This window comes from Pseudomonas sp. TMW22089, assembly GCF_022496645.1.
GTDB classification, from domain to species: Bacteria; Pseudomonadota; Gammaproteobacteria; order Pseudomonadales; family Pseudomonadaceae; genus Aquipseudomonas; species Aquipseudomonas paraversuta.
This window is the reverse complement of the sequence record NZ_SCFG01000019.1, coordinates 67,351-85,454: the sequence shown is the minus strand read 5'-3', so window position 1 is coordinate 85,454 and position 18,104 is coordinate 67,351. Positions and strand designations below refer to the sequence as shown.

At 59.6% G+C, this 18,104-nt stretch carries 18 protein-coding genes and 2 pseudogenes; 8 read left to right on the top strand and 12 right to left on the bottom strand.

What is annotated here, in order from left to right:
* Together EQV90_RS16560 and EQV90_RS16555 are read left to right on the top strand one after the other, a co-directional pair.
* Positions 1-122: pseudogene (locus EQV90_RS16560) on the top strand (hypothetical protein); the annotation flags it as partial.
* 4 nt (positions 123-126) lie between these two features.
* Positions 127-327, top strand: a pseudogene (locus EQV90_RS16555) (glutathione S-transferase C-terminal domain-containing protein); the annotation flags it as partial.
* An 82-nt stretch (positions 328-409) separates the two neighbouring features.
* Here EQV90_RS16555 and EQV90_RS16550 read toward each other — a convergent pair.
* Together EQV90_RS16550 and EQV90_RS16545 are read right to left on the bottom strand one after the other, a co-directional pair.
* Entirely contained in the window at positions 410-949 is a 540-nt protein-coding gene (locus EQV90_RS16550) for a cytochrome b (protein WP_240878428.1), read from the bottom strand.
* Positions 946-2,028 carry a catalase family peroxidase gene (locus EQV90_RS16545; RefSeq protein WP_240878427.1) on the bottom strand — a complete coding sequence of 361 codons (1,083 nt, stop codon included), beginning with the start codon at positions 2,026-2,028 and terminating at the stop codon, positions 946-948. The genes EQV90_RS16550 and EQV90_RS16545 overlap by 4 nt, the downstream gene beginning before the upstream one ends.
* A gap of 184 nt (positions 2,029-2,212) precedes the next feature.
* On the opposite strand from EQV90_RS16545, the gene EQV90_RS16540 reads away from it, so the two are divergent.
* Together EQV90_RS16540 and EQV90_RS16535 are read left to right on the top strand one after the other, a co-directional pair.
* On the top strand, positions 2,213-2,719 hold the full coding sequence (locus EQV90_RS16540; RefSeq protein WP_160627382.1) for a sigma-70 family RNA polymerase sigma factor: 507 nt from the start codon (positions 2,213-2,215) through the stop codon (positions 2,717-2,719).
* Positions 2,716-3,468 (top strand): anti-sigma factor, encoded by a 753-nt coding sequence (locus EQV90_RS16535; protein ID WP_127196907.1) that lies wholly within the window; start codon positions 2,716-2,718, stop codon positions 3,466-3,468. The genes EQV90_RS16540 and EQV90_RS16535 overlap by 4 nt, the downstream gene beginning before the upstream one ends.
* A 250-nt stretch (positions 3,469-3,718) precedes the next feature.
* On the opposite strand, the gene EQV90_RS16530 is transcribed toward EQV90_RS16535, so the two are convergent.
* The 4 genes from EQV90_RS16530 to EQV90_RS16515 all read right to left on the bottom strand — a co-directional run bounded on the left by EQV90_RS16530 (position 3,719) and on the right by EQV90_RS16515 (position 6,898).
* The gene (locus tag EQV90_RS16530; RefSeq protein WP_003444762.1) at positions 3,719-3,892 is read right to left on the bottom strand and encodes a hypothetical protein; all 174 of its coding nucleotides are present in this window, start codon (positions 3,890-3,892) and stop codon (positions 3,719-3,721) included.
* A 141-nt stretch (positions 3,893-4,033) separates the two neighbouring features.
* The gene (locus tag EQV90_RS16525) at positions 4,034-5,206 is read right to left on the bottom strand and encodes a lactonase family protein (protein WP_240878426.1); all 1,173 of its coding nucleotides are present in this window, start codon (positions 5,204-5,206) and stop codon (positions 4,034-4,036) included.
* On the bottom strand, positions 5,196-5,495 hold the full coding sequence (locus EQV90_RS16520) for a DUF5629 family protein (protein ID WP_003444766.1): 300 nt from the start codon (positions 5,493-5,495) through the stop codon (positions 5,196-5,198). Before EQV90_RS16520 ends, EQV90_RS16525 begins: the two co-directional genes overlap by 11 nt.
* Positions 5,496-5,575: 80 nt before the next feature.
* On the bottom strand, positions 5,576-6,898 hold the full coding sequence (locus EQV90_RS16515) for an MFS transporter (protein WP_003444769.1): 1,323 nt from the start codon (positions 6,896-6,898) through the stop codon (positions 5,576-5,578).
* Positions 6,899-7,088: 190 nt separating this feature from the next.
* Here EQV90_RS16515 and EQV90_RS16510 point away from each other — a divergent pair, with 190 nt between their 5' ends.
* Both EQV90_RS16510 and EQV90_RS16505 read left to right on the top strand, forming a co-directional pair.
* Positions 7,089-8,825 carry an IlvD/Edd family dehydratase gene (locus EQV90_RS16510; RefSeq protein ID WP_003444770.1) on the top strand — a complete coding sequence of 579 codons (1,737 nt, stop codon included), beginning with the start codon at positions 7,089-7,091 and terminating at the stop codon, positions 8,823-8,825.
* 164 nt (positions 8,826-8,989) lie between these two features.
* The gene (locus EQV90_RS16505; protein WP_003444772.1) at positions 8,990-9,706 is read left to right on the top strand and encodes a FadR/GntR family transcriptional regulator; all 717 of its coding nucleotides are present in this window, start codon (positions 8,990-8,992) and stop codon (positions 9,704-9,706) included.
* Positions 9,707-9,769: 63 nt separating this feature from the next.
* Here EQV90_RS16505 and pepN read toward each other — a convergent pair whose 3' ends face one another.
* The 6 genes from pepN to EQV90_RS16475 form a co-directional block, all read right to left on the bottom strand.
* Positions 9,770-12,427, bottom strand: a complete 2,658-nt coding sequence (gene pepN, locus EQV90_RS16500; protein ID WP_203009416.1) for an aminopeptidase N — start codon at positions 12,425-12,427, stop codon at positions 9,770-9,772.
* 12 nt (positions 12,428-12,439) lie between these two features.
* The gene (locus EQV90_RS16495; protein ID WP_240878425.1) at positions 12,440-13,270 is read right to left on the bottom strand and encodes a DUF2797 domain-containing protein; all 831 of its coding nucleotides are present in this window, start codon (positions 13,268-13,270) and stop codon (positions 12,440-12,442) included.
* Complete coding sequence (locus EQV90_RS16490; RefSeq protein WP_003444780.1) at positions 13,267-13,527, bottom strand: DUF1315 family protein; 261 nt, start codon at positions 13,525-13,527, stop codon at positions 13,267-13,269. The genes EQV90_RS16495 and EQV90_RS16490 overlap by 4 nt, the downstream gene beginning before the upstream one ends.
* A gap of 70 nt (positions 13,528-13,597) precedes the next feature.
* Entirely contained in the window at positions 13,598-14,476 is an 879-nt protein-coding gene (locus EQV90_RS16485) for a rhomboid family intramembrane serine protease (protein ID WP_003444782.1), read from the bottom strand.
* Positions 14,473-15,444: a metallophosphoesterase gene (locus EQV90_RS16480; RefSeq protein WP_240878424.1), complete on the bottom strand. Its 972-nt coding sequence runs from the start codon at positions 15,442-15,444 to the stop codon at positions 14,473-14,475. The genes EQV90_RS16485 and EQV90_RS16480 overlap by 4 nt, the downstream gene beginning before the upstream one ends.
* Positions 15,444-16,334 carry an NAD(+) kinase gene (locus EQV90_RS16475; protein WP_003444785.1) on the bottom strand — a complete coding sequence of 297 codons (891 nt, stop codon included), beginning with the start codon at positions 16,332-16,334 and terminating at the stop codon, positions 15,444-15,446. Before EQV90_RS16475 ends, EQV90_RS16480 begins: the two co-directional genes overlap by 1 nt.
* A gap of 104 nt (positions 16,335-16,438) precedes the next feature.
* On the opposite strand from EQV90_RS16475, the gene EQV90_RS16470 reads away from it, so the two are divergent.
* Both EQV90_RS16470 and EQV90_RS16465 read left to right on the top strand, forming a co-directional pair.
* Entirely contained in the window at positions 16,439-17,395 is a 957-nt protein-coding gene (locus tag EQV90_RS16470) for a DUF1853 family protein (protein WP_010657256.1), read from the top strand.
* Between the two features lie 95 nt (positions 17,396-17,490).
* Positions 17,491-18,039 carry a cytochrome b gene (locus tag EQV90_RS16465; RefSeq protein WP_003444790.1) on the top strand — a complete coding sequence of 183 codons (549 nt, stop codon included), beginning with the start codon at positions 17,491-17,493 and terminating at the stop codon, positions 18,037-18,039.
* Positions 18,040-18,104: the final 65 nt, after the last annotated feature.

The following is an 18,104-nucleotide window of genomic DNA, read 5'->3' as shown; positions in this document are numbered from 1 at the left end:
GGTGAGTGAGTCGATATCGATCTACAACAGCGAGCGTCCGCACCAGTCTTTGAAATACAAAACGCCCGATGCAATGCATCGGGCGTTGGGGTGAAACAGGTGTAAACCTATTTCAGGACTAGACACCTGGAAGATTTGCTTGAACAGACGCCGTATCTCGCCGGGCCGCGATTGAGCCTGGCTGATGTGGCCCTTGCGCCATTTGTGCGGCAGTTTGCCCACGTCGATCGAGACTGGTTCGAGCAAGCACCCTACCCGCGCCTGAGAGCGTGGCTGGAGCGGTTTCTGGCAAGCGAGTTATTCACCTCAATCATGGCCAGGTCCTGAACCCAAACCTGCAGGAGCGAGCTTTTCCTGGATCAAAAGCTCGCGAGGCAAGCTCGCTCCTACAGGGGCTTCAAGGGCAACGTCAGCCCTTACCGCGCACCATGCTTTGCAGCACCCCGTCCCGGCGAATCCAGCCATGGAACAACGCCGCGGCCAAATGCAGCAATACGGTAAAAAACAGCAAATACGCCAAATAGGTATGGGCCTTGCGCAAAAAGGCAAAGGTGCCGGGACTGGCCGGCACTATCCCGGGCAGCTGCAAGGAACTGCTGAGCATCACCGGATCACCCGCTGCCGAAATCATCGCCCAGCCCACAATCGGCAAGCAGAACATCAACCCGTACAGCAACAGGTGAGACATCCTGGCCGCCAATACCTGGACCGCCGGCAGATCCGCCGGCAACCCTGGCTGGCGGGTTGAAAAGCGCACAAACAGGCGTACGACTACCAGCAGCAGTATCGCAATGCCCAGAGGCTTGTGCAGATTCAACAGCCATTCATGGCGCTCGGACACCGATGCCGCCATGCCCGCACCAATAAACAACATGGCGATAACCATCACCGCCATCAACCAGTGCAGAAAACGCGCCACCGGGGCGAAATGTGAGACTGGAGCGCTCATGGCCGTTTCTCCTGGGAAAGCTGATCGACTTCACTGGTGCGCCGCAGATACGAACTGGCATAGGCCGCCGAACGTGCCGCCAGCAACGGATCATCCGAAGGTTCAATGCCCCTTGGCAGGATCAGCGGGTCATAGTTGATATCGCGACATTCTCCCGAGTTCTGTTGCTCGGCCTGTTGCAACACCAGGGTGCCGGCGTTGATCACCTTGCGCCCGGCAGGCCAGGCCTTGCTGGCGTCGTTGACCGGGTCACCGGCCTCGGCCAGGGTCAGGTTGAGCTGCCATTTCAGCGGCCCTGCGGCCAGGCGCCGGGTCAGGTCCTGTTCCAGATAGTCAGCATCATCGGGCGCCGTGGCGCCCGGGGCATCCTGGCCTTCAGGTACTACGCCCCAGCGCACGGCCTGACGTTGCCCGACAGCATTGACCAGATAAAACGCATTGATCCCGTTATAGCTTTCGGTGGCGAAACTGGCTGATGGCTTCGCGGTTTTGACCCACTGCAGGAACGGGGCTGATTCAGGGTGCGCCGCAAAAAACCCGGGCATGGCTCCGGGCCGGGGTTTACCGGTTGCCGGATCCGGCGCGCCGGCTTGCAGCATCTGGTAGAACGCCTCGGGGGTGCCCACTGCAAACACCGGCATGCTGTTCATGCCCGTGCGCCATTGCTGGCCGTTGGCCTCGGTGAAGCGCAGCGCCAGGCTGCGTATCGGCACACTGCTGTCGGGCGCGTACGGATTGCCGCTGGGCAAGGCAAAGCGCCCCACCACCGGGGTGCGCCCGTCCTCGAAAACCTGGGCCCGGGACAAACCCTGGGCATTGCCGTTGCTCTGGAAATACCCCACCACACAGATACCCTTGGCATGGTTGCGTCGGTACCCCGGATACACACCGTTGTTGTGCTCCAGCGCATTGACCAGGGTTTTAGGGCGCAAACGCTGGGAATCCAGCGTACCGTTGACGTAATAAAACGCCCCGGCCATGACCACCACAACAACACCGATCCCGGCCAGACGCAGCATCACACTGGCCGGGCTCAACGGTGGCTTGGCAGGCCGCACGGGCGGCAATTGATCTACCATAAAAAACTCCAGGGCCATGGGGCCGTCAGGTGGATTGCCTATGAGACGAAGGCCGGACCGGCTTATTCCCGCAGTAGAGGAATGTTTTTCAGGCATTTATTTTTGCCCCTCGGGAATAACCATCAATCCTGGTCGTCTGCATGCTGATGACCCCGACTAACAGACCAACGCCTTGCAGGTCCCCATGTCACCCTTTGACGAGCAACTGCGCGAACTGATCCCGCGCCTCAGGCGATTTGCCCTGTCGCTGACACGCCACTCCAGCAATGCCGACGATCTGGTGCAAACCTGCCTGGAACGGGCACTGGCCAGCGTGGCGAGCAAACGTCCCGAAGGCGATTTGCGGGCCTGGCTATTCACTATTTTGTATCGCCAGTTTGTCGACAACCATCGGCGCTCGCGGCGCTATGCCCGCATGCTCGAATTTTTTACCGGGCGCGATGACACTCAGCCCTCAACCGAACGCACAGTCATCGCGCAGTCGACGTTGCAGGCATTCGAACGCCTGAGCACCGAGCAACGGGCCTTACTGCTGTGGGTATCGGTGGAGGGCATGAGTTACCAGCAAGTGGCCGACATTCTGGAGGTGCCAATTGGCACCGTGATGTCGCGTCTGTCACGCGCACGCCAGGCCTTGCGCCAACTCAGCGAAGGCGAAATCACCCGCCCTGCCCTGCGGAGACTGAAATGATCACCACCCCGCCCAGTGAGCGTGACCTGCACGCTTATGTCGATTACGCGCTCAGCGAAGCTGAACGCCACCAGGTTGAGCAGTATCTGCAGGCCAACCCTGAAGTCGCTGCCCGGGTGCAAGCCTGGCAGCGGGACGCTCAGGTGTTGCGTACGGCGTTGCAGCAAAGCCTGCAGCAGCCGGAAAATCCGGCACTCGACCCCGTAGCCATACGCCAGCGATTGCACCGCCAGTCACGTCGCCAGTGGGCAACAGCGGCAGTGCTGTTAATCGCCGTGAGCATCGGCGGCGTCGGCGGCTGGCAAGCCCGGCAAATCACTCAGGGCTCCGCTGGCTTGCCCATGACCGATGCACTGGCAGCCCATCGCATGTTTGCGCTGCAGGGCTTTCTGCCGGCCGACTACAAGGTGCAGCAAAGCAATGACATGCAGGGCTGGATAGATGGTTATTTCAATCAGGCCGAACGCTTGCCGGACCTGAGCGGTGCGGGCTTCCGGCCGGTCAGCGGGCGATTGCTGACCACCGATCAGGGCGGTGCGGCGATGGTGTTGTACGAGAATGGCCAGGGCCAGCACATCAGCTTCTACATCCGCCCGCCCGGCCCGCAAAACAACCTGTTGCCACGGGGCAGCCGGCGCGATGGCGATTTGCAGGCGGACTACTGGTCCGGGCCCGGCTACAACTACGCCATGGTCGGCCCGGCAGACGGCCCAACCACAGAATTGCTCGAGACAGGACACAACCTGTAGCCGCGAATAAAAGCTCAATATTTATTGAGCTCCTACAGGGGGGCAGATCATTTCAGGCTACAACTACGCCATGGTCGGCCCGGCAGACGGCCCAACCGCAGAATTGCTCGAGACAGGACACAACCTGTAGCCGCGAATAAAAGCTCAATATTTATTGAGCCCTGCAGGAGCGAGCTTGCCTCGCGAGCTCTTCCCGACAAAGCTGAAAGCTCGCGAGGCAAGCTCGCTCCTACAAGGGGGGCAGGTCTTTTCAGGATTGGGTTTTATGGTCCAGGGCGGCGTAGAAGTTAGCGCTTTGCTGCAGGTACTTCTGGGTATAGCTGGGGGATTTTTTGTCGCTGATGAGCACGCTGGCACTGGCAGGCAGGGCCACGGTGGCAGAGATGGCGGAGGCAGCAATCACGGAGAAAAGATTGAAATTCATGGCGGTAACCCTCGACGATTCAGTTGGCTTGCTTGCCTTTTCAGGCCGTGGAACCAACTTAACGCCAAGGGTCATCCCGCAGAAATTCATTGCAGCACTAGCCTCTATCAGCAGGATTAATAGAGGGCTGCAAGCCCCTGATTACGGGCGCTTGATGAATTTCAGATCTGAAGGCGCATCCATGGCCAGGGTTTGCAGGGTTTTACCCAGCTTGCCGGTCTGCGGGTCGCGCTCCAGCACCACGATGGCATTGCTCATCTGATTGGCGATCAACAGGAACTTGCCGTTGGGGCTCAGGGCAAACTCCCGGGGATGGTCTCCCTCCACCGAACGGCGTTGAATCTCGCTCAGCTCACCGTTCGCCGGATTGATTGCAAATACCAGAATTTCATTGGCCTTGCCGCGGTTGCTCACGTAAAGAAACTTGCCATCCGGCGACGCATGCACCGCACCTGCGGCACGATTTTGCGCTGGCTGGCCGTGGGCCAGTTCCAGTGCCTGGCGCTGCTTGAGCTGACCGTCGGCATAGTCGAACACAAACACCTGGGCACTCATTTCAGTGGTCAGGTACGCGTGCTTGCCGTCCTTGGAGAATAACAAGTGACGCGGACCGCTACCCGCCGGCAACTCGACATAGGCCGGATCGGCAGCCACCAAAGGATGCTCTGGGTTGGCCGCCGGATCGTACTTGTAGACAAAAACCTTGTCGGCCCCCAGGTCACTGGCGAATACAAACTTGCCGTCCGGTGAAGACACCACCGAATGCACGTGTGCCGACATCTGGCGCTCAGGGTTTACCCGGCTGGCCGGATGGCTGCTCATCTGGGTCACAGACTGCAACTCGCCCCGGGCGTTTATCGGCACCACCGCCAGGCTGCCGCCCGGATCGGCGTGCACACCGTAGTTGGCAACAAACAGGTAGCGCTCGTCGCCGCTAAGGCTGGAATGGGTCGGCTCTTCGCCCAGGGTCTTGACCTGATTGATCAGGTTCAGCTCATTGGTTTTCGGATCGATCGACAAACTGCTGACACGCCCCACCACATCGGCCTGGCCCTGCCCGTTTTCATTGACCACAAACAGGCGGCTTTGATCGCGAGATAAAGTCAGCCACGAAGGGTTGGTGGCCTTGAACACTTGCAGCGGCTCGGGGGTGAGCCGCCCGCTCTGACTGTCGAACTGTAAACGGTAAATCCCCTGGCTCTTGCCCTGGGTATAGGACCCTACCAGCAGCTCGACCTCAGACCCGAAGGCCGCCTGCGCCGACATGGCGCCAATGCCTGAAGCCATCAACAAGGGTAACCATTTAAACTTCATCAACCACCTCAGTGTCATCGTCGTCATTGCTCGCGCTAAATGCGCTGAGGCAAACCAGGCGGTGCTCACCCGAGTCGCCGGTCAGGGTCCAGCTTTTCAATGCTTCGTCAAACACGGCTGCATCCAGCTGTGCGAGAGTGAAGCTCCAACGCTTTTCGGCACGACCATCCATGCACTTGATGAGCAACTGCACATCGTCCAGAGAAAAATCCCAGGCATGCAGCCCGTCAATTTCCAGCATGTCGCTGGTTTCAAGGGCTGCACGCAAGGTCTGGTTTGAATCGCTCATTAATCTATCACCTGTTGGAAAGGCGTAATGATAGGTCAAACCTGCGTACTAACCCATGGATGAATAGCTCTGGCGGCTGATTAATGATCGCTAGCCGGACGGGCACTGGCGGCAAACTCATCGGGCTTGAGTGCATGTTTGCGCTCCAGGGTGCGATACACCACCACCGTCAGCAACAGCCCGAACACCATCACCCCCGAAAGGAAGTACAGGCCCGACGCCAGGTTGCCGGTGTGTTCCTTGAGCGCACCTATCACGAACGGTCCTATATAGCCGCCCAGGTTGCCCACCGAGTTGATCAGGGCTATCCCGGCGGCAGCACTGGCACCGGCAAAAAAGCGCCCGGGCAAGGTCCAGAAAATCGCCGTGCAGGAGAACAACGAGAAAGCCACCAGGCACAGAGCCCCCAGTTGCAGTGCCGGAACCGTCAGCCATGCACTCAGGAACAGACCGATCGCCCCCAGCACATACAGGCCGCCCAGGTGGCCGTAACGGTCATTCAGGCGATCCGAGCTGCGGGGAATGATCAGCAAGCCGATGATGCCGAAGATGTAGGGCACCGAGGACACGAAGCCGGTTGTCAGATCGCTGCCACCAAACTGCTTGATCAGCGTCGGCAGCCACAGGCCCAGGCCGTAGATGCTCAGGGTGACGGGTAGATAGAACAGCGCCAGCAGCAACACCCGCTTGTCTTTCAAAGCATGCAGCGGATTACCGTGGCGGGTCTGGCCGTATTGCTGCAGGTCTTTTTCCAGCTCCCCCAGCAGCCAGCTCTTCTCGTCCCGGGTCATCCAGTTGACCTGTTGCGGGCCGTCCGGCAGGTAGCGCAGTACCGGCCAGGTCAACAGGATGGCCGGCATGCCGATGACAATGAACAACCATTGCCAGCCATGCAGCCCCAGCACCCCGTCCATGCCCAGCAGGCCGCCGGACACCGGGCCGGTGATCATCATGGCAATGGGTTGCGAGAGGATGAACAGGCCCAGGATCTTGCCGCGATGGCGCACCGGGAACCACTGGGTGATGTAGTACAGCACGCCAGGAAAGAAGCCTGCCTCGGCGACACCGAGCAAAAAGCGCATCACGTAGAAACTCTGCGGCCCCTGGACAAAGGCCATGCCGATGGTGATCGCGCCCCAGGTCAGCATGATCCGGGCGAACCAGCGCCGGGCGCCAAAGCGCTCCAGCATCAGGTTGCTGGGGATCTCCATCAAGAAGTAACCGATAAAGAACAACCCGGCACCCAGGCCGTAGGCCGCATCGCCTATGCCGATGTCTGCGCCCATATGCAGCTTGGCGAAGCCCACGGCAGAGCGGTCCACATAGGCAATCAGGTACAGCAGGATCAGAAACGGAATGAGTTTTAGCGTGATGCGGCGGATAAGCCCGGATTCCTGGCTCATGTGACGGTCTCCCATTGTTTTTGTTATGGCACCTCTGGAGTGGCCTCAGGCGGGAAAATGCCAGGATCAGCTCTCAGTTGAATCGGACTATATAGTAATACTATTTACCCAACAACACTTCCAAACAGAGCCATTTAGCGCTAACTTCTGCCACAGAAAATAAATTAGTCATACAATAAGAGAGGCCGCAATGTCTGACAAAACCCCTCCACTGCGTTCCGCCCAATGGTTTGGCAGCGCAGATAAAAACGGTTTCATGTACCGCAGCTGGATGAAGAACCAGGGCATTGCCGACCATCAGTTCCAGGGCAAGCCGATCATCGGCATCTGTAACACCTGGTCAGAGCTGACCCCGTGCAACGCCCACTTCCGCACCATTGCCGAACACGTAAAACGCGGTGTGATCGAGGCCGGAGGGTTTCCGGTGGAGTTTCCGGTGTTTTCCAACGGTGAGTCGAACCTGCGCCCTACTGCCATGCTCACCCGCAACCTGGCCAGCATGGACGTGGAAGAAGCGATTCGCGGCAATCCGATTGATGGCGTAGTGCTGCTGACCGGCTGCGACAAAACCACCCCGGCCCTGTTGATGGGCGCAGCCAGTTGCGATGTGCCGGCCATCGTGGTCACCGGCGGGCCGATGCTCAATGGCAAGCACAAGGGCAAAGATATCGGCGCCGGCACCATCGTCTGGCAAATGCACGAGTCCTATAAGGCCGGCAATATCAGCCTTGACGAGTTCCTTTCCGCTGAAGCCGGCATGTCACGCTCGGCAGGCACCTGCAACACCATGGGCACCGCCTCCACCATGGCCTGCATGGCCGAAGCCCTGGGCACTTCGTTACCGCACAACGCGGCGATCCCTGCGGTGGATTCACGGCGCTATGTCCTGGCGCACATGTCCGGCATGCGCGCCGTGGCAATGGTTCGCGAGGACTTGCGTCTGTCCAAGGTGCTGACCAGAGAAGCCTTTGAGAATGCGATTCGGGTCAACGCCGCCATTGGCGGCTCGACTAACGCGGTGATCCACCTTAAAGCCATCGCCGGACGCATCGGCGTCGATCTGGAGCTGGACGACTGGACCCGCATCGGCCGCGGCACCCCGACCCTGGTTGATCTGCAGCCTTCCGGGCGCTTCTTGATGGAAGAGTTCTACTATGCCGGCGGCCTGCCTGCGGTACTGCGCCGACTGGGGGAAAACAACCTGATCCCGCACCCGGACGCCCTGACCGTCAATGGCAAGAGTCTGTGGGAAAACGTCAAGAACTCGCCGATTTATGGTGACGACGAAGTCATCCGTGCCATCGAAAACCCGCTGGTGGCCGATGGCGGTATCTGCGTGCTGCGCGGCAATCTGGCACCACTGGGGGCCGTGCTCAAACCATCGGCGGCGACCCCGGCCCTGATGAAGCATCGTGGTCAGGCCGTGGTGTTCGAGAACTTCGACATGTACAAGCAGCGCATCAACGATCCGGATCTGCAAGTCACTGCCGACTCGATCCTGGTGATGAAAAACTGCGGGCCCAAGGGTTATCCGGGCATGGCCGAAGTCGGCAACATGGGCTTGCCTGCCAAGCTGCTGGCCCAGGGAGTGACCGATATGGTGCGCATCTCCGATGCCCGCATGAGCGGCACCGCCTACGGCACCGTGGTCTTGCATGTGGCACCGGAAGCGGCAGCCGGAGGGCCTCTGGCGGCGGTTCAGGAAGGTGACTGGATCGAACTGGACTGCGCCGGCGGGCGCCTGCATCTGGATATCCCGGATGCAGAACTGGCGGCCCGTCTGGCCGATATTCCACCGCCACAGAAACTGCTGATCGGTGGTTACCGCCAGCTCTATATCGACCACGTGATGCAAGCCGATCAAGGTTGTGATTTTGACTTCCTGGTGGGTTGCCGCGGCTCCGAAGTGCCGCGCCACTCCCACTAACCCCGGCCCTGCAGGAGCGAGCTTGCTCGCGAGCTTTTCTCCAGCCAGCTGAAGAGCTCGCTCCTGCAGCTTGTTCGACCTTTGCCCATCAGGTTTTGTGCCACCTGTAAAACCGGCGCCTGCTATGATCGGCGCTTTTCAGCCACAGGACCGACCCGCGCCCAATGGATTATCGTCAGCCCTCCGAGCGCAAAAGCATGCACGCGCGCATCGTTCAGGAACTCGGCATGCAGATTGTTTCCGGCCGATTGAAACCCGATGACAAGCTGCCCGCCGAAGCCTTGCTGTGCGAAGAATATGCCGTCAGCCGCCCGGTATTGCGTGAAGCCACGCGGGTGCTGGTGGCCAAGGGCCTGGTGTATTCCAGGCCGCGAGTGGGCACCGTGGTCAAGCCGCGCCGTGAATGGCATATGCTCGACCCCGATGTGCTGCACTGGCTGATGCAAAGCTCACCGCAAAACGAGTTTTTTGCCTTGCTGACCAGTGTGCGCAGCATTATCGAGCCCGCTGTTGCCGCCCTCGCCGCCCAGCATGCCACCGAAGATGAGATAGCCTCGATCCGCGAGGCTTATGAGCGCATGGAGCATGCTCAAACCCCCGAAGCCTTGCTGCAACCTGATCTGGATTTTCACAGCCGGATCGCCGACGCGACCCATAACGACCTGTTGTCCAACCTGTGCAACATGCTGTCGCTGGCCTTGCGTGAAGCGTTGAAGCACTCCAATCGCCGGCCTAACCTGCACGAACTGGCGTTGCCCAGGCACAAGGCGATTCTGACCGCGATAGAAAACCACGACGCCCTCGGCGCCCGGCATGCCACCCTGGTGCAGCTGGACGATGCGCGCACCGCGCTGGATGTGGTGTTGGGACAGACGCACTGACGCATCTTTGAACCTGTAGGAGCGAGCTGTTTAAAAAGCTCGCTCCTACAACCGAAGGCCGGATCAGGCCAGGCTTTTGCTGACCACTTCAAACACGTCGCTGGAAAGCTCGCCCGAGCTGCGGATGCGCTCCAGTTCGGCTTTCATCAACGCCTGACGGGCGCTGTCGTATTTGCGCCAGCGGGTCAGTGGCGCCAGTTGCCGCGAAGCAATCTGCGGATTGAAGCCATTGAGCTCAATCACCAGGTCCGCCAGGAAGCGATACCCCGAACCATCCGCCGCATGGAAGTTGATCAGGTTCTGCCCGGCAAAGGCACCGACCAGAGCCCGTACCTTGTTCGGGTTCTTGATGTTGAAGGCCGGGTGCTCCATCAACTGTTTAACCCGCTGCAGACCACCTGGCAAACCGCTGCCCGCCTGCACACTGAACCATTGGTCCATGACCAGCGGATTGTCCTTGAACTGATCGGCAAAGCTGGCCAGCGCCGCGGCCTTTTCAGCCTCGAACGGCGAATTGACCAGTACTGCCAGAGCCGTCAGGCGCTCGGTCATGTTGTCGCTGTGTTCGAACTGCTCCTGCGCCGCGGCCAGCACCTGCGGTTTACCGCTGAGCATCAGGTACGACAGCGCGATGTTTTGCAACGCGCGACGGGCAAAATGTTCGGCTTCGGCCACATACGGCGTGACTTTCGACACTTCACGGTTGCTCTGATAGCGCGCCCACAGGCCGTCAAACAGGCTATCGGCCAGTTGCTTGCGGGCAAACTCACGGGCCACGTGGATGGCTTCTACATCGGCCACTTCGCTGATTTCGGTGAGATAGGCTTCGCCCGGCAGCGACAGCATTTCGCCAATCATCGCCTGATCCAGTTGCTGGTTGCCCAGCACAGTGCGCAAAGCTTCAACCAGACGCTGATCCATGACCAGTGCTGCGCCACGCTGATGCTGGCCAATCAATTCCTGGAGTACCAGCACGGCCAGTTGCTGACCGGCATCCCAGCGGTTAAAACCATCGCTGTCATGCTGCATCAGGAACATCAACTGGTCACGGCTGTATGGAAATTGCAGTTTGACCGGCGCCGAAAACTCGCGCAGCAGCGAAGGCAATGGCTGCTCATTGATGCCAACGAAGGTGAAGGTTTGCTCAGCCTCGGTTACGCATAGCACGCGGCTGGTGCCGCAAGCCGCCGGTTCACCCTTGAGTTGCAGCGCGATTTCTGCGCCCCGGGCATCCAGCAGGCCCAACTGCACCGGAATCACAAACGGCAGTTTCTCAACCTTGTCCGGAGTCGCCGGGCAGCTTTGGGCGAACGTCAGGCTGTAGGTTTTCTGTGCTGCGTCATAGTGCTCGCTGACCGCCAGGCGCGGGGTGCCTGCCTGGCTGTACCAGCGCTTGAACTGGCTCAGGTCGGCGCCGTTGGCGTCTTCCATGGCCTTGATAAAGTCATCGCAGGTCACGGCCTGGCCATCATGGCGTTCGAAGTACAGGTCGCTGCCTTTGCGAAAGCCTGCTTCGCCGAGCAGGGTATGGATCATGCGCACCACTTCCGAACCCTTCTCATACACGGTCAGGGTGTAGAAGTTGGAGATTTCGATAAAGCTCTCGGGGCGCACGGCGTGGGCCATGGGGCCGGCGTCTTCGGCAAACTGGTGGGTGCGCAGATACGCCACGTCCTGAATGCGTTTGACCACCCGCGAGTTCATGTCCGCCGAGAACTCGGAGTCACGGAATACCGTGAAGCCTTCCTTGAGCGACAGCTGGAACCAGTCACGGCAGGTCACGCGGTTGCCCGACCAGTTGTGGAAGTATTCGTGGGCAACAATCGCCTCGACCCGCTGATGCGCGGCGTCAGTGGCGGTTTCGGCGCGGGCCAGCACGGCGCTGGAGTTAAAGATGTTGAGGCCCTTGTTCTCCATCGCGCCCATGTTGAAATCATTGACGGCCACGATCATGAAAATATCCAGATCGTATTCGCGGCCGTAGGTTTTTTCGTCCCACAGCATGGACTTCTTCAGGCTGGTCATGGCGTGCTGGCATTTGTCGATGTTTTCCGGCTCGACATAGATACGCAGCGCCACAGTGCGGTCGGTCATGGTGATGAAGTTGTCTTCAACGCACCACAGATCTCCGGCCACCAGAGCAAACAGGTAGGCCGGTTTCATGAACGGGTCTTCCCAGGTTGCCCAGTGCCGGCCGTCTTCGTCGGGACCGCTGGCAATCGGGTTGCCGTTGGACAGCAGAACCGGGTAGCTGTGCTGCTCGGCCACCACGGTGGTGGTGAACTTGCTCATCACATCCGGGCGGTCGAGGTAGTAGGTGATTTTGCGAAAGCCTTCGGCCTCGCACTGGGTGCAGAACATCGTGCCGGACTTGTACAGGCCTTCCAGCGCGGTATTGGATTCGGGGTGGATCTTGACGCTGGTATCGACTACGAAATGTTCGGTGCTCGGGTGCAAAATCAGGTGGCTGTCGGTGAGCTGGTAATCAGCCGCCGTCAGCTCGGCGTCGTCGAGCTTGACCGACAACAGCTGCAGTTGCTGACCGTCCAGCTCCAGTGCCGGGAAACCCGCACCACGTGCAGGGTTGCGGCGCATCACCAGTTGCGCATGGACCAGGCTGTGGTCCTCGAACAACTCGAAGGTCAGGTGCGTCTCGTCGATCAGATACTCGGGCGCCTGATAGTCCTTCAGGTAGATCATCTGCGGTTGTTCGGTGCGCATGCTGGAGTCCTTTTACTGATGCACGGCCAGCTGATAGGCCGTGTATTTGCGAATATTGATAACGCCGGTGTCGAAGATCAGGTACTGACCCTTGATCCCCATCAGCGTGCCTTCAACGATCGGATCTTTGTCCAGGTTGAAACTGACGATCTTGCTCGGATACTGCTCCACCGGGTAACGGATCTCAACGGGTTCTGCAGTCGCCAGGGGTTGGACCGCCTGTAACCCGAAACGCTCCTGCAAGGCCTGCATGCCTTCGGCGCAACTCTCGAATAACTGTTCGCGCACCGCCACCAGGTCCACCGGCTCGGCATCGCCCTTGAGCAATGCGCGCCAGTTGGTACGGTCGCCCACTTGCGAGCGAAACAGGTCCTCGACAAAACCCGATTGCTGACGGGTGGCCACTCGCACAATCGGCAGCGCCTGGCTGGCGCCCTGATCGAGCCAGCGGGTCGGCAACTGGGTGGCACGGGTGATGCCGACCTTGATCCCCGAAGAATTGGCCAGATACACCACGTGGTCGGTCATGCAGAACTGCTCGCCCCACGACGGATCACGGCAGGTGCCTGCATCGTAATGGCAACGCTCCGGGCTCATGATGCACATGTCGCACTGCGCCAGCTTGGTCATGCACGGGTAGCAATAGCCCTGGCTGAAGCTCTTCTTGGTTTTGCGCCCGCAGTGAGTGCAGTTGATCTCACCCAGGTATTCCAGACGCAACCGGGTGCCGATCAAAGGATTGACCGGCAGCTCGGTATCGCCCAGACGAAACGCATATTGAACGGTCGGCGTCTCTAAACTTGCCGACATCTTGCTGATTGCACCGCGACCAATTTCAATCAATGGATAGCATCCGACTTGAACAGGATGTTGGGTACGGGTGCCGATTTCGAGCTGCACTCTTGCGGGCCCATGTAGCCGGTGCGCTGCTCTTCGGGCAGGTTGTTGACTTCCCAGGCGATCATCGCCTGCAGCGACAGCTCGCGCTGCTCGGCAGTGAGCTTGTTGCCGTCGGCCCATTTACCGATTTCAACGGCCAGTTTCAGGCTCTGATAGATCTCGGGAGTGATGTTTTGAATCATTTCGTTGAAAGAGGACATGGTTCTGTTTCCGCTCTTTGAAAATTAACTTTTAGCCGCAGGGCCAGCTTGCTCGCGAGCAAGCTTGCTCCTACAGGGTTTGAACAGCTTTGCGCCGGGCCCAAAGGCCGCCCAGCAGGCCGGTCAGGCAACCGATCAACAGGCCGCCGACATGGGCCGCGTTGGCGATCTGGCCAAAACCTATCATCGACACCAGCCCCGACATGCACAGCGCCAGCCACACCAGCATCATTACCAGCACTCCGCGAGGCAGGTGATACATCGGGTTGGGCGCCATCAACTGGTAAATCCAGACATGCCCCAGCAGGCCGTACAACACCCCCGACAACCCGCCAAACAGGCTCGGGCCGCCAAACAGGTATTGGGCGAAGTTGGAGACCAGGCTGAACAGCAAGCTCAGGCCGATCAGGTTGATGCTGCCCTGGCGCATTTCAATCCGTCGCCCCAGCTCCCAGTACCACATGCCGTTCATGGCAATGTGCAGAAAACCGAAGTGGATCAGCATCGGCGTGAACAATCTCCACCACTGCCCCGCTGCCAGGCTATCGGACAAAGGTGTGAACTGGATGTACTGCCCGTGAATGCTGAAATCGACAAACGTCAGCGCGCTCAGGGTCGACAGGTTGTCCCCCAGTTGCGTCACGGCAGCCACTATCACGCACAGCAAGAGAACGATGGCCGTGGCCGGGCTGTCGCGCACCTGCTGGACGAACCCCGGGCGGGCCATGGCCGGCGGACGCTCGACTATGGGCAGTTCATGCTCGGGGTCACCTGCCGGAAAACGCTGATACAGGCTGCGCACATCATCGGCAATGGTTTCGGGGGCCCACAACACCAGTTCCCCCGCCTCCTCACTGACCCTATGCGGCACTTGCATGCGCTTGAGCAAATGCACAAAACCGCTGAGGTCGGTAGACAGCGGCAAACGTAAAACAGCAACAGCACTCATTGAATCGCCTCCGGGCGTTCCACATCTACCCACACGAACTTGTTCGGATCGAGCCGGGTTTCCTGATCAAGGCGATAAGCCACCAGCTTGCCGTATAGCACCGCGCTGTAATCCAGGCAGGCCAGGTTGGGGCGGATCGGCGCCGGATTACCACTGCGCCAGTAATGACCGACAAACAACAGCGGTTCATCGCTGCCGTAACGCAACAACGTATCCTTCTCAATGCTGGACAGCGGCTTTTGCGCCACGCGCTCGGGCAGTGCATCAGGCTGGAACACAATGTCTCCGTAGGTTTTAGGGTCGTCTTCCCAGAACTTGGTGCGAAAGAACGCCCGCGTCAGACCATCGCCGCCAGTCAGCGTCATGCCGTCCGGCAAGCGCATGTCGGTGCCGCGCAACAGCCGGTTGAAACTCAGGTTGGCAAAACTTTCAGGCATGGCTGCGGCCTGCAGAAACTGCTGGTCAATGCAGCCATCGGGAAATTCCCCGCGCAGGGTTGCAATCACCCGGGCATCCCAACAGGCATGTACTACCCGAAAACGACCGGCGTCGACAAACAGCGGCATGTCGTAAAACCACTGCACGAACTCGCGCCACTCGTCTGGATACGGGGCGAATTGTTCGAGGGTTTCGTGAATTAACCGGGCATGGCGCGGGGTATGTTCACGCACATGCAGCTTGCCACTGCCCGCAGGTGCCGGGGTACACCAGCCCAGCGCGTTGAATTCATGGTTGCCCATCAGGCACAGCGCCTGACCGGTCCTGACCATGTCATGCACAATATGCAGCGACTCGCGAATGCGCGGGCCGCGGTCAATGATGTCACCGAGAAACACCGCCATCCGTTGCGGGTGTCGCCAGATACCGGCGAGTTTGCGATAGCCCAGACGCTCCAGCAGGTGCTCAAGGGTATGAGCACAGCCATGCACGTCACCGATCAAATCGTAACTGCGCGCTGGATCTAGCATCAGTCAGCCCTGCCGCCCAAACGGCTGCCCCAGCCGAGTTTGGTCCTGCACACTTCGTAGTAGTTGTGGTCCAGCGGATGAATCAGGCGCAGTTTCTGCGCTTTTTTACTGACGGTGATGGTGTCACCCGGCGCGCAGGTGAAATGGTTCTGGCCGTCGCAGGACACTTGCGGGTAGATCTGCATGTCCTTGGCCACCACGATTTTCAACTCACTGTTGCCGTCCACCACAATCGGACGGCTGCTGAGGGTGTGCGGGTACATCGGAACTATGACGATGGCATCCAGCTTGGGATGCATGATCGGGCCACCGGCCGACATGGCGTAGGCGGTAGAACCGGTGGGAGTGGCCACAATCAGGCCGTCGGCCTTCTGGCTGCAGACGAACTGGCCGTCGATATGCAGTTCGAATTCGATCATGCGCGTTGATTTTCCGGGGTGCAGTACCACGTCGTTCAGGGCATCGCCCTGGCCAATGGCTTCGCCGTGGCGGCGGACTTCAGCTTGCAGCAGAAAACGGTTTTCAACCAGATAGTGGCCATCGAGCACTTCGGCGACCTTGATTTCCAGCTCGTCGGGACGGATGTCGGTCAGGAAGCCCAGGCTGCCACGGTTGATCCCCAGTACCGGGACATTGTGCCGGGCCAGCGCCCGGGCCGCGCCCAGCAAACTGCCATCACCACCGACCACTATCACCATGTCGCACACTTCACCGAGCATTTTGCGCGACGAGGTTTGCAGGCCATGGCCGGGTAAAACCTCACCAATGGTGTCTTCGAGGATCACGTGCATGTGCCGCTCAAGCAGGAATTTTTTCAGTCGGCGAACCGTATCGAGCACCTGTGAACTGCCCAAACGACCAATGATGCCGATATTACGAAATTGCTCCATGAGGCTCCTGCAAGGTTCTAGGCGTGCGAAAACAGCGATTATGGGCGAAACGGGACGATAGACAAAACCCTTTCAGTCAGTGTGCAAACAGCTATGCTCGCACAATGATCCTCTTCCCCGACTTGCTCAACCTGCCCCGCCAATTGCGTCACCCCGAGGTGCGTGATCTGGCGTGGGTGATTCTCGCTCCGCCCATGCTTGAACAGACCCCCTGGCCACAGCGCCACCCCCTGGCCGGCAGCGCCTGGGTCCAGGCCCCCGAGCAGCTGGAACGCTGGCTGCGGGCTCTGGACAGCAACAGCGAGCCCTTGCAGCAATGGCTGGCACTGGCCACCACCCGCCGACTTGGCCGTTATTATGAGCGGCTGTGGCAGTTTGCCGTACAGCACGCGCCGGGAGTCGAACTGATCGCCGCCAACCTGCCGATCCGCCTGGGTGGGCATACCCTGGGCGAGCTGGACATGGTGCTGCGTGATCGCGACGGCGTACATCACCTGGAACTGGCGATCAAGCTCTACCTCGGTCCACAGCAAGGTGATGGCAGTGATCCTGCCCAGTGGCTGGGCCCCGGCAGCAATGACCGGCTGGACCGCAAGCTCAGGCATTTCAGCCAGCATCAATTACCCATGTCACAGCGCCCTGAAAGCCGCGAAATTCTCGCCGGGCTGGATGTACAGACCTTCAGCGCCCACATGTGGCTGGGGGGCTACCTGCTGTACCCGTGGCCGGGCCAGTCTCGGCCGCCACTGGGCGCCAACCCGCAGCACTTGCGTGGCAGGTGGCTGCATCAAAGTGACTGGCCTGCGTTTATCGGGCAAAGCGCTGCCGGTTGCTGGCAGCCCTTGCCCCGGCATGCCTGGCTCGCCCCGGCGCACTATGGCCCGGAGGGCATCTGGAGCGGGCAACAGCTGCAGGTCTGGCTCGACGAACTGCACCCCCAAGCCCCGGCCCAGCTGCTGGTACGCCTCACAGAAAGCCCCCAAGGTGACTGGGAAGAAGCTGAGCGGCTGTTTCTGGTGGCCGATCTATGGCCAAATTTGCCCGGAACCCCTGAAAACTGACACATCTCAGGTGCAACCTGACACAACCCGTTTAAAGTGAAGCTACTCCGTCGAACAAGAGCGGAGGTTTTAGACCTGAATCGAGAGGAAACAGCATGTCCTGGAAAAGCACCGCCGATCAATACAGTCGAATGTCCATCGCCCTGCACTGGCTCATGGTGCTGTTGTTTGTACTGATTTATGCGGCCATCGAGTTTCGCGGGATATTCCCGAAGGACAGCGATGGGCGCAATCTGATGAAAGACGCGCACTTCATGCTCGGCCTGACGGTGTTTGTGCTGGTCTGGCTGCGGTTGCTGGCGCGAACCCTGGGCGCGGCACCAAAAATCACCCCGACCCCGCCGGCCTGGCAAACAGCCCTCGCCACCTTGATGCACTGGGCGCTGTACCTGTTCATGATCGCCATGCCGGTGCTGGGCTACCTGATCCTCAGCAACAATGACAAATCGGTGTTTTTCTATGGTTTCGACCTGCCGCCGCTCACCGCCAAGGACGTGGACTTCGCCAAGCAGATCAAAGGCTGGCACGAACTGGGGGGCACCATCGGTTACTGGCTGATAGGTTTGCACGCCGTGGCGGGCCTGGCGCATCACTACCTGATCAAGGACAACACCCTGTTGCGCATGCTGCCCCGCCGCCGATAAACCAGCGGTGAAATGTGAAATGTAGGAGCGAGCTTGCCTCGCGATCTATTCTCGCGATCTATTAA

Excerpts from the sequence above, each read along its gene's own strand:
- EQV90_RS16530 (WP_003444762.1), bottom strand. The coding sequence starts at position 3,892 with ATGAATTTCAATCTTTTCTCCGTGATTGCTGCCTCCGCCATCTCTGCC.
- pepN (WP_203009416.1), bottom strand. The coding sequence starts at position 12,427 with ATGCGCACCGAACAACCGCAGATGATCTACCTGAAGGACTATCAGGCG.
- EQV90_RS16475 (WP_003444785.1), bottom strand. The coding sequence starts at position 16,334 with ATGGAGCAATTTCGTAATATCGGCATCATTGGTCGTTTGGGCAGTTCA.
- EQV90_RS16485 (WP_003444782.1), bottom strand. The coding sequence starts at position 14,476 with ATGAGTGCTGTTGCTGTTTTACGTTTGCCGCTGTCTACCGACCTCAGC.
- EQV90_RS16480 (WP_240878424.1), bottom strand. The coding sequence starts at position 15,444 with ATGCTAGATCCAGCGCGCAGTTACGATTTGATCGGTGACGTGCATGGC.
- EQV90_RS16545 (WP_240878427.1), bottom strand. The coding sequence starts at position 2,028 with ATGGTAGATCAATTGCCGCCCGTGCGGCCTGCCAAGCCACCGTTGAGC.
- EQV90_RS16505 (WP_003444772.1), top strand. The coding sequence starts at position 8,990 with ATGGATTATCGTCAGCCCTCCGAGCGCAAAAGCATGCACGCGCGCATC.
- EQV90_RS16520 (WP_003444766.1), bottom strand. The coding sequence starts at position 5,495 with ATGAGCGATTCAAACCAGACCTTGCGTGCAGCCCTTGAAACCAGCGAC.
- EQV90_RS16525 (WP_240878426.1), bottom strand. The coding sequence starts at position 5,206 with ATGAAGTTTAAATGGTTACCCTTGTTGATGGCTTCAGGCATTGGCGCC.
- EQV90_RS16490 (WP_003444780.1), bottom strand. The coding sequence starts at position 13,527 with ATGTCCTCTTTCAACGAAATGATTCAAAACATCACTCCCGAGATCTAT.
- EQV90_RS16515 (WP_003444769.1), bottom strand. The coding sequence starts at position 6,898 with ATGAGCCAGGAATCCGGGCTTATCCGCCGCATCACGCTAAAACTCATT.
- EQV90_RS16510 (WP_003444770.1), top strand. The coding sequence starts at position 7,089 with ATGTCTGACAAAACCCCTCCACTGCGTTCCGCCCAATGGTTTGGCAGC.
- EQV90_RS16470 (WP_010657256.1), top strand. The coding sequence starts at position 16,439 with ATGATCCTCTTCCCCGACTTGCTCAACCTGCCCCGCCAATTGCGTCAC.
- EQV90_RS16540 (WP_160627382.1), top strand. The coding sequence starts at position 2,213 with ATGTCACCCTTTGACGAGCAACTGCGCGAACTGATCCCGCGCCTCAGG.
- EQV90_RS16465 (WP_003444790.1), top strand. The coding sequence starts at position 17,491 with ATGTCCTGGAAAAGCACCGCCGATCAATACAGTCGAATGTCCATCGCC.
- EQV90_RS16535 (WP_127196907.1), top strand. The coding sequence starts at position 2,716 with ATGATCACCACCCCGCCCAGTGAGCGTGACCTGCACGCTTATGTCGAT.
- EQV90_RS16550 (WP_240878428.1), bottom strand. The coding sequence starts at position 949 with ATGAGCGCTCCAGTCTCACATTTCGCCCCGGTGGCGCGTTTTCTGCAC.